At 76.0% G+C, this 14,136-nt stretch carries 3 protein-coding genes; all 3 read right to left on the bottom strand.

Going from position 1 to position 14,136, the window contains the following annotated elements:
- Window positions 1–37 precede the first annotated feature (37 nt).
- From IF37_RS0111535 to IF37_RS0111525, 3 genes are read right to left on the bottom strand one after another with little or no spacing between them, the layout of a single operon-like run.
- Window positions 38–5,404 (bottom strand): non-ribosomal peptide synthetase/MFS transporter, encoded by a 5,367-nt coding sequence (locus IF37_RS0111535; protein ID WP_052845102.1) that lies wholly within the window; start codon window positions 5,402–5,404, stop codon window positions 38–40.
- Between the two features lie 5 nt (window positions 5,405–5,409).
- Window positions 5,410–6,762, bottom strand: coding sequence for an ATP-grasp domain-containing protein (locus IF37_RS0111530; RefSeq protein ID WP_052845101.1), 1,353 nt, complete (start codon window positions 6,760–6,762; stop codon window positions 5,410–5,412).
- Entirely contained in the window at window positions 6,759–13,703 is a 6,945-nt protein-coding gene (locus IF37_RS0111525; RefSeq protein ID WP_052845100.1) for a non-ribosomal peptide synthetase, read from the bottom strand. Before IF37_RS0111525 ends, IF37_RS0111530 begins: the two co-directional genes overlap by 4 nt.
- Window positions 13,704–14,136 lie beyond the last annotated feature (433 nt).

Here is a 14,136-nt window from a genome sequence, read left to right as displayed (position 1 = left end):
TACGACGGGCGTACGTGCCCCACGTCATCCCTTGACGTCATCCCGTACCGCGCATGGCCGCGAACCGGCGGTCCGCGCGCTCCTGTACGGCGTCCAGGTCGTCTTCGGTCTCGGCGCCGGGCGTCGCGTCGGGCAGGTCGTCCTCCAGCCGGCGCAGTGGCCGCCTCAGGAGCCCGAAGGCGCCCCAGGCGATGATGCACACCCCGCACACGACCAGCAGCAGTGCCATGCCGCGGCCGGGGCCGGTGCCGATCACGGCGCCCAGTGCGGGGTGCTCGCGCAGCGCCGGGGCGAACACGCCGTCGGCGAGCGGGCCCGCCGTGAGGAAGCCCACGGGCTGGGTGGCGAGCGCGATCATGACGTTGGCGGACAGGACCCGGCCCTGCAACTCCTGCCCCACCTTGACCTGGATGATGGACAGCCAGTGGGCGTTCAGCACGGCCATGGCGCCCGTCCGCAGCGCGAGTCCGGCCGCCACGAAGGGCAGGGACGCGTGCAGGCCCATCAGGACGGTGCCCGCGCCCACCCCGAGGGTGGCGGCGATCATGCCGGTCGCGCGGCGCCGGGTGCCGCCCCACGGCACCATCAGCAGTCCGCCGGCCACGCCGCCCAGTCCGCCGAGGGTCGTCACCAGGCCGAGCCGGGTGACCCCGGCGAAGGACAGGACGAGCGGCTGCACCGCGACGAAGACGACGGAGGCGAACAGGTTCAGCACCGCGGCGAAGCCGGTCAGCAGCAGCAACGGCCTGCGCCGGGCGATGAAGCGCCAGCCTCCGGTGAGCGCCCGGCCGAAGGGCTCGCGCTGCCGGCGGAACAGCCGGTCGGGGAAGCGCACGGCCAGCAGGGAGGCGATGCCCGCGGCGAAGGCGCACACGCCGAGGCCGACGACGCCGGACACGCCCACGACGGCCACGAGCGCGCCGCCGAGGAGCGGTCCGACGACGCCCGCGAAGCCCAGTCCGAGGCCCGCCAGGGCGTTGGCCTGCGGCAGATAGGGCTTGGGCACCAGCTGGGCGGTGGCGGCCAGGTACGCGGGCCGGTGGAAGGCGGTGGCGATCGAGGTGACCGTCACGACGAGGCAGACGGCCGGCAGTGACGGCCCGCCGGTGGCCGACAGGACGGCCAGTGCCGCCATCGCGAGCGCGCTGCTCCCGTCCGCCGCGAGCATGACGCGGCGGCGGTCCACCCGGTCGGCGACCGTTCCGCCGAGCGGTGTCGCCAGCACCGCCGGGAGCATGCCGAGCGTCGTGACGAGGGCCAGGTCCAGGACGCGGCCGCTGCGCTGGTACGCCCACACGCCGAGGGCGAACATGCTCAGGCTGCCGCCCAGCATGGACAGGAACTGACCGGCGGCGACGGTGTAGAACGCGCGCAGGCCACGGGGCCGTACCGGGTCCGTGGCGACGGGCTCGGGCAGGCGCCCCGCGGTCCAGTCCGTGATCCGTTCGCCGAGCAGCGCGGCCAGGGCGGTCGCCTGGTGCCGCAGGAAGTAGTGGCCCGCCTTGGGCAGGGTGGCGAGTTCGACCCGGTCGGCGAAGGCGCCCCACTCGCGGTAGCGCTCCTGGTACAGCTCGGTGGAGTGGTCGGCCTCGCCCACCACGCACAGGATCGGCGCCGTCAGGCTCGCGCGCGGTGCGGCCAGTTCCCGGGCGTACCAGGCGCGGGCCTCGGCCGAGTCGTGGCGCATGGCGCGCAGCGCGGTCTCGGTGGCGGTGTCGTCCATGTCGTCGAGGATTCCGCCGGTCGTGCGCAGGATGTCCCGGTAGTGGCGGTTGGAGGCCCACCGCTCCAGCGGCAGGACGCGCTGGGCCCAGGCGGCCGCCCGTCCCGGCAGCCGCGCGGAGGGGAAGTTGCCCGCCACGACCACGCCGAGCACCGCGCGTCCGCCGGCCTCCAGCCGGCGGGCCAGGGCGACGGCGGCTGCCGATCCCACCGAGTGCCCGTAGACGAGGACGGGTCCGCTCACCGTCGCCTCGATCTCCTCGGCGAGCCGTTCGGTCAGTTCGTCGAGCGGCAGGAAGCGCTCCGCGGGGCGGGCCGGGTCGTGGCCGGGCAACTCGGCGGCGAGGACGGCCGTTCGGTCCGGGAGTGCCGCCGCGAGCGGCTGGTAGACGGCGGCCGATCCGCCGCCGTAGGGCAGGCACACCACGGTCGCCGTGGTCTTCGCCGATCCGCTCAGGCGGTGCAGCAGACGGCTCCGGCCGGTGTCGGACGCGTCGAGGTGCGCGGCGAGTTCGCGGATGGTGGGCCGGGTGAACATGTCGATCACGCGCAGGCCGGGGTCGCAGGCCCGGACGGCGCGGACCGCGGTGAACGAGTCCCCGCCGAGTGCGAAGAAGTCGTCGTCGATCCCGATGCCGGGCAGTTTGAGGAGGTCGGTCCAGACCCGGGCCAGGCGGTGCTCGGTGGGGGTGCGCGGCGCGACCGGCTCCCCGGCGGTGCCCGCCGCGGGGCGGGGCAGGGCGGCCCTGTCGACCTTGCCGTTCGGGGTCAGCGGGAACCGGTCGAGCACCGTGACGGTGGCGGGCACCATGTACTCGGGGAGCCGTTCGCGCAGTCCCGTCCGGGCGTCCCGGGCGGTGAGCCCGTCGCCGGGTTCCGGTACGAGCCAGGCCGCGAGTTCCCGGCGCCGTCCCTCGCCGACGGGCAGTACGACGGCCTCGGCGACGCCCGGCAGCCGCCGCAGGGCCGCCGCGACATCGCCCGGTTCCACCCGGTAGCCCCGCACCTTGACCTGGTCGTCGACGCGGCCGCGGAACTCCACCCAGCCGTCCCGGCGGACCCGCAGCACATCGCCCGACCGGTACAGGCGGTGCCCGTCGACGGTGACGAACCGCTGTGCGGTCGGTCCCGGTGCGCCGAGATACCCGCGGGCGACTCCGGGTCCGCCCACGAGGAACTCCCCCGGTATGCCCGCGGGCAGCGGGCGGCCGGCGCGGTCGGCGAGGAAGCCGGTGGTGTTGGCCACGGGGCGGCGGCCCAGCGGGACGATGCCGGTGCGCAGTCCCTCGGGCACGTCGTCGACGTCGCACACCATGCGGACCATGGTGGATTCGGTGTGCCCGTAGTGGTTCTGCACCCGCAGTCCGGGGCGGGCGGCGCGGGCCCGTTCGACGATGGACCAGGGCAGGGCCTCGCCGGCGAACAGCAGCAGTCTGCGCGGCAGGACGGCGCCGATGTCGCCGTGGGCCGCCAGCAGTTCGAAGTGGCTGGGGACGAACTTGATGACGTCCATGGGGTTCTCGGCGAGGTAGCCGGCCAGCGCCACCGGGTCCATGGCCGTCTCGCGGGCCACGAAGTGGACGGTGCCGCCGGTGGTGAGGGCGGCGTGGAAGCAGGTGTGCGCGAAGTCGGCGGCGATCGTCGACAGCACGGCGAACACACCGCCGTGGACCTCGGCGCCCAGGTGGTCCAGGACGCCGTCCAGGTAGTCGGTGACACTGGCGTGCTCCACGGCGACGCCCTTGGGCGTGCCGGTCGATCCGGAGGTGAAGACGACGTGCAGCAGGTGGTCGGGGCGGACCGGCACGCCGGGCCGGTGCGCGGGCTGGTCCCGCAGCACGGCGGGGTCGTCCAGGACGAGGACCTTCCTGCCGTCGCCCTCGACGGTCGCGGCGAACTCGCGGACGGTCAGGACGGTGCGCACCCCGGCGGTCCGGAGGATCGAGGCGGTGCGGCTCGCGGGGTTCATGGCGTCCAGGGGCAGGTAGCCCGCGCCCGCCTTGAGGACGCCGTGCAGGGCGGCCGGCAGGGCCACCGAGTGCTCCAGCAGCACCGCGACGGGCTCGTCCGGGGTGACCCCGGCGGCGAGCAGCGCGTGGGCGACGCGGTTGGCCATGCGGTCGAGTTCGCGGTAGGTGAGCCGGCCGTCGGGTGCGACGACGGCGAGCGCGCCGGGGCTGCGGTCCGCCCACCGTTCGACGAGCGGGTGCAGGGTGCGGGCGGGCGCCGTGCGCACCGGGCCGCGCAGCTGCGACGCGGAGGCCGGTGCCAGCGCGGCGGCGCCCACGGGGCTCTCGGGGTCGTCCAGCAGGTGGGTCAGCAGGTTCTGGTACCAGGAGGCGATGGCCCGTACGGTCTCCTCGTCGAAGAGGTCGGTGCGGTAGTTGAGGCTGCCGGTGCAGCCGTCCGGGCCTTCGGCGAGGGTCAGGTGGAGGTCGGACTTGGCCGACACCACGGGCCTGCCGACGATCTCCGCCTCGAGTCCCGGGAAGGCCGGCGGGGCGTCGTCCAGGACGAGGTAGTTGAAGAGTGTCTGGACGAGGGGGGCCGAGGTGGCGCTGCGGTCGGGTCGTACCCGGGCCACGACGCGTTCGAACGGCACGTCGGCGTGGGCGAACGCGTCCAGGGCCACCTCGCGGGTCCGCTCCAGCAGTCGCGTCCACGTCGGGTCGCCGGAGAGGTCGGTCCGCAGGACGACGGTGTTGACGAAGCAGCCGACCACGCCGTCCGTGCCGGGGTGGTGGCGACCGGACTCCACCACGCCCACCGGCACGTCGGTGGTGGCGCACATGCGGGACAGCAGCGCCTGCCAGACGGCGAGGAACACCATGAAGGGGGTGCAGCCGGTCCGCGCGGCGACGGCCCGGACCTGCCGGGCGCGGTCGGCGGTGACGGTCAGGGCGACCTCGCCGCCCCCGGGGTCCGCGACCGCGGGCCGGGGCCGGTCGGCCGGCAGGTCGAGCTGGGGCGCGAGACCGGCAAGCCGCTCCTCCCACCAGTCCAGGTCGTCCGGCGCCTCGGGCCGGGCGGCCGGGCCGGCGGCGTAGTCGGTGTGCTGGGCCGGCGGTGGCGGGGCCGCGCCGAGTCCGCGCCGGGCCGCGTACAGGACCGGCAGTTCCGCGTGGACGATGCCCAGGGACGTGCCGTCCACGGCGATGTGGTGGAACGTCAGGGCGAGCACGCAGGCGTCACCGCCGCGGAACAGCGCGGCCCGCATGGGCGGCCGCCGCGCCAGGTCGAAGGGCCGCTCGGTCTCCGCCGCCAGCGCCTCGTCCAGCTGCTCCGGCGGTACGTCCCGCACGAGCACCGGCACGTCCGCGGCGGCGCCGACGACGGTGACAGGCCCGCCGTCCCGTTCCTCGACGCGGCCGCGGAGCACCTCGTGGCGTTCGGCCAGGTCGCGGACGGCACCGAGCAGGGCCGGTTCGTCCAGGGTGCCGCGCAGCCGCAGGACGACCCGGGAGTGGAAGGCGGAACCGCTGGTCCCGAGCTGCTCCAGGAACCACAGCCTGGTCTGTGCGGGGGTCAGCGGGACCGGCGCGGACCGGTCGAGGCGCCGGGGCAGCGCGTCGGGGGTCTTGGCGAGCGCCGCGGCCAGGCGTCGTTCCAGCAGTGCGCGGGAGCGGCCCCGGGGGTCGGTCGGGTGCGGGCGGGTGTCGTTTCCGAGAGCCCCGGCTTCCATGGTGTTCATCCTTCGGGGAGCGTGGTCGTGGTGGGTGTGCGGTGCCGGGGGCTTCGGTCGGGGGAGCCGTACGGCCGTGTGGTGACGGTCAGCCGGGCGACGGCCTCCTCGGCGCGGCGCACCGCCTGGGCGGGTGTCGGCGCGCAGGCGAGGGCGAAGGCCGAGCGGTCCAGGGAGCTGCGCAGGGGGCCGACGCGGGAGCCGGGCCGGACCAGGACCTCGCAGCGGATCACGTCCGGTACGGCGTACGCCTCCCGGACCCCGCCGACGTGCTCCACCGTGCCGGGCGTGGCGTGCGCGTACCGGACCGCGGCGGAGCGCCGGGCACGGCGGGGCAGCGGCGGGGTGCGGGGATCGCCGGTGAGCAGGGTCCAGTAGGCGCGGACCAGTTCGATGTCGTAGGCCCACTCGATCAGGTCGACGATGTTGTCGCCGGGCAGGCGGCCGGCGCATTCGATCAGGTAGGGCGTGCCGTCCTCGACGATCCATTCGCAGTGGACCACACCGGTGCCGAAGCCGGTCATGGCGACGAGCCACTCGGTCTGCTCGCGCAGGCGCGCGTCGAGGGCGGGCGGGATGTCGGCGGGGACGAGCTGTCCGCGCTCGACCGGCCGGGGCCCGGGGAACATGACCTCCTCGGTCACGTTGCCGAAGAGCACGCGGCCGGAGGAGACCAGCAGTTCCACGCTGAAGGGCCGGCCGCTGACGCACCTCTCGGCCAGCATCCGCACCGGGACCTCGCGGTCCGGTACCCAGACGCCGTCCCGCTGGGCGGCGCACTCCGCGACGCTCGCCGCCCAGGCGTCGGCCGCCTCGTCGGGAGAGTCCAGGACCCGGGCGCCGATCGAGCCCTGGAGGTCGGCCGGTTTGAGCACCACGGGCCCGGGGTGGTCCGCCATGAAGGCCGCCAGTTCCGCCGGGCCGCCGACGGCCCGTGAGGCGGGGTTCGCGATGCCCGCGGCCCGGGCGGTCTCCCGCAGGAGTGACTTGTCCCGCAGCCGTCGTGCCACGTCCGAGCCGATGCCGGGCAGTCCGTAGTGCTCGGCGAGGCGCGCGGCGAAGTACGTCGCGTACTCCCCCGCGGGGCCGATCGCAGCGGGTGACAGCCCCGGGTGGGCGGCGTAGAACCGGTCGGCGGAACCGTCGAGCTGGTACGGCCACTCGATCAGCTCGCGGATCACGGGTACGGCCCGCGCCCGGTCGCGGAGCCCGCGCTTGCGCACCACGTCGGGCTCCTCGACGACGATCACCGAGTCGTCGGGCCGGAAGCCGCCGAGGGCGAGCAGGGCGGCGTAGCTGAAGCCGACCAGGACCAGCGGGGACGGCGGTGTGGTGCCGGACGTGGCGGGGGTGGTCATCGCGGCTCCCCGTCCGGCTCTGCCGCGAGGCGGTCGAGCAGCAGGCGTTCCACGTGGTCCGCGAAGCCCGCGAGGACGGGCCGGTCGAACAGCGTCCGGACCGGCAGGCGCGCGCCGAGCGCCTCGCGCAGCCGGCCCATCACCCGGGTCGCGGAGAACGAGTCGCCGCCGAGCCGGAAGAAGTCGTCCTCCCGGCCGATGCCGTCCGCGCCGAGCACGTCGGCCCACACCTTCGCCACCAGCCGCTCCATCATCGACTCCGGGGCCGTGACGGTCCGTTCCGCCTCGTCGGGCGGGGGCAGCGCGGCCCGGTCGGTCTTGCCGTTCGGTGTGGTGGGCAGGGCGTCCAGGACGACCCAGCGGCGCGGCACCATGTGGTCGGGCAGCCGCTCGGCGAGGTGGGTCTCGACCGACGGGCGGCGGGACGTCCGGGGCACGACGTAGCCGACCAGGTGCCGTTCGCCCGGGGGCCCGGCGACCGTGACGGCCGCGTCCGCGACGTCCGGGTGCTCCCGCAGCACGGACTCGATCTCGCCGGGTTCGACGCGGTGGCCCCGCACCTTCACCTGGAGGTCGGTCCGTCCGAGGTACCGCAGCTCCCGCCCGTGCCAGCGGACGAGGTCGCCGGTGCGGTAGCAGCGCTCGCCGTCCGGACCGGTGACGAACCGCTCGGCGGTCAGCGCGGGCCGGTCCAGGTAGTCGCGGGCCACGCCCGCGCCCGCGATCCACAGTTCGCCGGGGCATCCCGGCAGCGCCGGTCCGCCCCGGCGGTCCATCACGTGGAGGCGGGTGCCGGCGATCGGCCCGCCGATGGGCACGGCGCGGTCGTCCCGCGTCCCGTCCACCCGGCCGATCGTCGAGTAGACGGTGGTCTCGGTGGGCCCGTAGGCGTTCCACAGCGCGCCGGCCCGCCGCGCGAGGCCGGCCGCGAGGGCGGGGTCGAGGGTCTCGCCGATGCTGATCAGCCGCATCCCGGGCCGGTCGGGCCAGTCGGCGGTGTGCAGCAGGCGCAGCGCGGTCGGTGTCGCCGTCGCGACGGTCACGCCGGTGCGCTCGATCCACTCCGCGAGGGCGTGGCCGTCCTTGGCCGTGTCGTGGTCCGCGAGCGCGAGCCGCGCGCCGTTGGCGAGGGTTACCCACAGTTCGTAGCCGAACACGTCGAAGGTGAAGGGCACCGCACCGAGCGTGACGTCGTCCGCGGTCATCCCTAGCGTGATCCCGGACGCCGCCCCGGACGCCGCCCCGGGGTTCCCCCCGCAGGCCGCCCCAGGCGTGGTCCCGGATGCCGCTCCGGGGTTCGCCCCGGATGCCGCCCCAGGCGTCGCCCCGGACATCGCCCCTGACGCCACCCCAGGCGTCGCCACGGCGTACACCCCAGACGCCGTCCCGGACATCGCCCCTGACACCGCCCCAGGCGTGGTCCCGGATACCGCCCCGGAGGCCGCCCCGGGCATCGCCCCGGAGGCCGCCCCGGGCATCGCCCCGGAGGCCGCCCCGGGCATCGCCCCGGACGGCGCCCCAAGCGTGGTCCCGGATGCCGTCCCGGACATCGCCCCTGACGCCACCCCAGGCGTCGCCACCGCGTACACCCCAGACGCCGTCCCGGGCATCGCCCCGGACGCCGTCCCGGGCATCGCCCCGGGGTTCGCCCCGAATGCTCTCCCAGGCGTGGTCCCCGACATCGCCCCTGACGCCACCTCAGGCGTCACCCCTGACGCCGCCCCAAGCATCGCCCCTGACGCAGTCCCAGGCATCGCCCCTGACGCCGCCTCAGGCGTCCCCCCGGACGCCGTCCCAGGCATCGCCCCGGACGCCGCCCCAGGCGTCACCCCTGATGCCACCCCAGGCGTCGCCGACAGGGCCGCGACGAAGGCGGCCAGGTTCGCGTGGGTTACCCGCACGCCCTTGGGGCGTCCGGTCGAGCCGGAGGTGAACAGGACGTACGCCACCTGCCGCGGATCCGGTTCCGGCAGGTCGGCCGGGCGGGTCCGGGAGGCGGCGGCCTCGTCCACGTCGATCACCGTCGCCCCCGGCAGGGCGCGGGCCGCGGCGAGCGCGGTGCCGCCGGAGAGGACCACCCGCACGCCCGCGTCCCCGGCCAGGCCGGCCAGCCGCCGGGTCGGGTGCCCGGGGTCCAGCGGCAGGTAGGCCGCGCCCGCCCGCAGCACGGCGAGCAGCGCCCCGGGCAGCCGCCGGTCCCGGGGCAGGCAGACGCCGACCGGCTCGCCGGGCCGCAGGCCCCGGCCGGCGAGGACGGCCGCCACCCGGCCGGACCATTCGGCCAGTTCGGCGTAGCTAACCGTGCCGTCGGCGGCGACCACCGCGACCGCGTCCGGCCTGCGGCGGGCCTGGTCCAGGACGGCGGCCACGACGGTGGCCGGCCGGTCCGGGGGCAGCGCCGCGCCGGTGCCCGCCGAACGGAGTTCCGCGCGTTCGCCGGCGGAGAGCGGGTCGATGCCGAGGATCGGCCGGTCCGGTTCGTCGAGCGCCGCCGTGAGCAGGCTGACGAACCAGCGCGCCCAGCGCCGCGCGGTGGCCGCGTCGAACAGGCCGGTCCGGTAGGTCAGCGTCCCGGTGAAGTCGGTGCCGTCGTCGGTGAGCGCGAGGGACAGGTCCGTCCGGGCCGCCGTCCGCGGGGTGCCGATCGACGTGGCGGTCAGGTCGGCGAACCGGTCGGTGGCGGCGGGCGCGGTGACGACGTTGAGCATCGCCTGGAACAGGGGCGTGGCGTCCGGGTCGCGGTCCGGGCGCAGGCGCCGTACGACCTCCTCGAACGGTGCTTCGGCGTGGTCGAGCGCGGCCAGCACCCGGGTCCGGGTGCGCAGCAGTGCCTCCCTGACCGTGGGGTCGCCGGACAGGTCGCCGCGCAGCACCAGCGTGTTGGCGAAGCAGCCCACCATGCGCTCGGTGCCGGGCTGCGTGCGCCCGGAGACCGGTACGCCGACCGCCACGTCCCCGGTGTCCGCGAGCCGGGCCAGCAGCGCCTGCCAGGCGGTGAGCAGCACCATGAACGGCGTGCAGTCCAGCTCCGCCGCCAGGTCCCGCAGCCGTGCGGCCGCACCGGCCGGGAGCGCGACCGGCTCGGCGGCGCCCGTCCAGCCGGTCGCGGGGCCGCGCGGCCGGTCCACCGGGAGCGTGAGCGGGGCGAGGTCCGCCAGGCACGCCGTCCACCAGTCCAGGTCCGCGTCGGCGGCTTCGCGGTCGTGCCGGGAGTGCCGCCATTCGGTCACATCGGCGTACTGGACGGCGAGCGGCCGCGGCACGGGGCCGGTGCCGCGGTGGGCCAGGTACAGCGCCGCGAGGTCGTCCAGCAGCGTCGTCCAGGACCAGGCGTCGACGGCGATGTGGTGCACGGTCAGTACGAGGACGTGTTCGGCCGCCGAGGTCCGCAGCAGCAGCGCCCGGAAGGGCGGTTCCCGGTCCAGGGCGAACGGGCGCGTGGTCTCGGCCCGCACGGCGGCGCCGACTTCGTCCGCCCCGGCGGCCACGACGGGCGGGGCGAGGGTCTCGGGGGCGAGCGGTGTGCCCAGCGGCCCCTCCCCGGTCTCGGTCACGACGGTCCGCAGCACGTCGTGGCGCGCGGCGAGACCGCACACCGCGGCCCGCAGCGCCTCGGTGTCCAGCGGTCCGTTCAGCCGCAGTGCCACGCTGGTGTGGTAGGCGTCGCTGTCCGGGCGGAGCCGCCACAGGAACCACAGCCGTTCCTGCGCGGGGGACAGCCGCACCGGCGCACCGGGCCGGGGGCGCCGGGGCACGCCGGCGGGCGCGGCGGCGCCCGCCGTGCGGCGTTCCAGTTCGGCCGCCAGATCGCGCAGCACCGGCCGTTCGAAGACCGCGCGGACGGGCAGTCGGCAGCCGGTGGCCTCGGCCAGCATGCCCACCATCCGGGTGGCCGCGAAGGAGTGGCCGCCGAGCGCGAAGAAGTCGCCGTCCGCGCCGATTTCGGGCAGGCCGAGGAGTGTCTTCCAGACCCGGGCCACCGCCCGCTCGGCGGGGGTGGCCAAGGCGGGCGGCGCGGCTGCCGGCCGTGCGGGCCGGGGCGCGTCCCGCAGGGCCGCCCGGTCGGGTTTGCCGTTCGCGGTGAGCGGGACGCGGGTCACCACGGCGATCGTCTCCGGCACCATGTACTCGGGCAGCGAGGCGCGCAGCCGGGAGCGGATCGCGTCCGCCCGTGGCAGCCGACCGGGCGCGGGCACCACCCAGCAGGCCAGCCGCCGCCGGTCGCTTTCCCCCTCGGGCAGCACGACGGCGTCGGCGATGTCGGGCAGCGCCCGCAGCGCGGCCGTCACCTCGCCGGGCTCCACCCGGTGGCCGCGCACCTTGACCTGGTCGTCGGTGCGGCCGAGGAACTCGGTCACGCCGTCGCGCAGCCGGACGAGATCTCCGGTGCGGTACCAGCGTCCGCCGTCGGCGTCCTCCGTGAACCGCTCGGCGGTCAGGTCCGGGCGCCCCACGTAGCCGCGGGCCACACCCGGTCCGCCGAGCAGCAGTTCGCCGGGGACACCGGCCGGCCGGGGGCGGCCGGCGCGGTCCACGACCAGGCCGGTCACGCCGGGCAGCGGGCGGCCGAGCGGCACCAGTCCGGTCCGGACCGGCTCGGGGACCTCGTCCACGTCGCAGACCAGCGACATCATCGTCGCCTCGGTGGGCCCGTAGTGGGTGTGCACGGCGAGGTCGGGCCGCAGCCGGCGGACCTCCTCCACCAGGGACCACGGACAGCCCTCGCCGCCGAGGATCAGCAGCTTGCCGGGCAGCACGGCGGCCGGGTCGCCATGGCGGGCGAGCATGCGGAGGTGGCTGGGGACGAGCTTCACCACGTCCACCCGGTGCCGCGCGAGGTAGGCGGCGAAGGCCCGCGGGTCGGTCGTGGTCTCCCGGTCCGGCAGGTGCAGGGTGCCGCCGGTGAGCCACGCGCCGTAGAGGCAGGCGAGACCCAGGTCGGCCGCGACCGTGGAGACGACCGCGAAGGACCCGCCGGCGACCTGCGGCATCCGGCCGGTCAGCCCGGTGACGCGGTGGGCCAGGCCGCCGTGCCGCACCGCGACGCCCTTGGGCGCCCCGGTCGAGCCGGAGGTGAAGACGACGTGCGCCAGGTGGTCCGGGCCGACCGCCACGGCCGGGCGATGGTCGGGGCCGTCGTCGGGTACGGCGACCGGTGCGACGACATCGGCGAGGCCGCGGACCCGGTCCGCGCCCTCGCCCGCCGTCACCACGACGCGGGCGCCGGAGGTGCGGAGCATGTCGTGGACGCGGGAGGCGGGGTGGGCGGTGTCCATCGGCAGGTACGCGCCGCCCGCCTTGAGGATGCCGAACACGGCCGTGGCGAAGTCGCATCCGGGATCGAGGAGGATGCCGACCGGCTGGTCGGGGACGACTCCGGACGCGATCAGCCGGTGCGCCAGCCGGCCCGCGCGGCGGTCCAGTTCGCGGTAGGTGAGGGAGCCGTCGGCGCCGGTGACGGCCGTCCGGCCGGGGTGCTCGTCCACCACCCGTTCGATCAGCGTGTGCACGAGGGCGGCGGGCGGACGGATGGCCGGGCCCGCGAACGCGGGACCCGCCGCCGGCTCCAGGGGTATCCCGTCGACCGGCCGCCCGGGCTCGGCGGTCATCGCGTCCAGCAGCGTGAGGTACCAGCGCACCAGGTTCGCCGCGGTCGCCGGGTCGAACAGGTCGCTCCGGTATTCCAGTACGCCGCCGAACCCGGCGTCGGGGCCGCCGTCCGCCAGTTCCATGCCGAGGTCGAACTTCGCCGTGCGGGGCGGCACCCGGCGCCACTCGGCCCGCACCCCGGGCAGCACCGGCTCCGCCACCTCGTCGTAGAGGTTGAACAGCACCTGGAAGACCGGGGTGGCCGACAGGGTCCGTTCCGGGCGGAGCCGTTCCACGACGCGTTCGAACGGCACCCGGGAGTGGGCGAAGGCGTCCAGCACACCGGCCCGCACCCGGGCGGTCAGGTCCCGTCCGGACGGCTCGCCGGCGAGGTCGGTACGGACCACGACCGTGTCGAGGAAGCAGCCGACGACCGCCTCGCTCGCCTCGGTGTGCCGTCCCGCGTGCGGGACGCCCACGGCGACGTCGTCGGTTCCGGCGAGCCGCCCGAGCAGGGCCTGCCAGGCGGCCAGCAGCACCATGAACGGGGAGGCGCCCGCCCCGGCGGCGAGCGCGCGCACCCGGGCCGCCGTCGCGTGCGGCACCACGGCCGGGACGGACGCGCCCGGCCAGGCCGCCTCCAGGGTCCGGGGCCGGTCGGTGGGCAGGTCGAGCACGGGGGGCAGGCCGGCCAGGTGTCCGGCCCACCAGTCGAGCCCGGCGGTGTCCTCGGGCTCCTCGCGCACCACGTCCGCGTACTGCGGCGCCGGGGCCGGCGGGCGGCCGGTACCGCACCGGGCGGCGTAGAGGGTGCCCAGGTCGGCGAGGAGGAGGCGCAGCGACCAGCCGTCGACGGCGATGTGGTGCACCGTCAGGGCGAGGGTCCAGGAGTCCGGCGTACGGAACAGCACGGCCCGCAGGGGCGGTTCCGCGGTCAGCCGGAACGGACGCCCGGTCTCCTCCGCGAGCGCCGCCTCCAACTGCTCCGCCTCCACGGCGCGGACGGACACCGGGACGTCGGCGGCCGGGCGGGTGCGCAGCACGGGTTCGGGTCCGTCCGGGTCCACGACGCCGCGCAGCACCCGGTGCCGCTCCGCCAGGTCGCGGACGGCGCCGAGCAGGGCGTCCTCGTCCAGCCGTCCGTCGAGCCGCAGCACCGCGGGCACGTTGTACGCGGTGCCGTGCGGCTCCAGTTGCGCCAGGAACCACAGTCTGCGCTGCGCGGGCGAGAGCGGGACGGGGCCTGGCGCGGCGGTGGGCGCGGGCCGCGGGGGGTCCGCGGACACGGCCTCGCGGCCGGCCGCGAAACGTGCTGCCAATTGGGCGCGCGGGCCGTCGCCGGTGTTGCTCATCTTGCCCTTCTTCGGGGTTGTCGACTCCGCGCCGTCCGGGGGTCCGGAACGATCACGGTGGCGGGGATCATCTTGAAAGGGCCGCGGGTCCACGCCTTGCGGAATTGACGCTTCCATGACGCCGGCGGCCTCTGTTTTGACGGGATCCACACGCCGCGCCCCCGTAGCATCGCTGCGACGGATCGGCTCCTTGTCCACAGCGGGACCGCCGACCGGACGAGCCGGAACACCTTTACCGGCCGACGGCGACCGGAGCACCGGGAAACGCCGATTCCGGCGATTCAGCCGATGCCCCGTCACCACTTCAGCGAGAAAGCCGAGACACCGTCATGATGAGCCTCGAGCCCGTGGAAGAGGTGGTCTCCGCCACCGACTCCCGATATGCGTGGTCCTATCCGGTCGACGGCCCCATTGCGGGACCGCGCACGACATC

The sequence above is a fragment of the Streptomyces sp. NRRL S-31 genome (assembly GCF_000718775.1).
In the GTDB taxonomy this organism is placed as follows: Bacteria; Actinomycetota; Actinomycetes; order Streptomycetales; family Streptomycetaceae; genus Streptomyces.
This window is presented reverse-complemented; position numbering and strand designations above follow the sequence as displayed.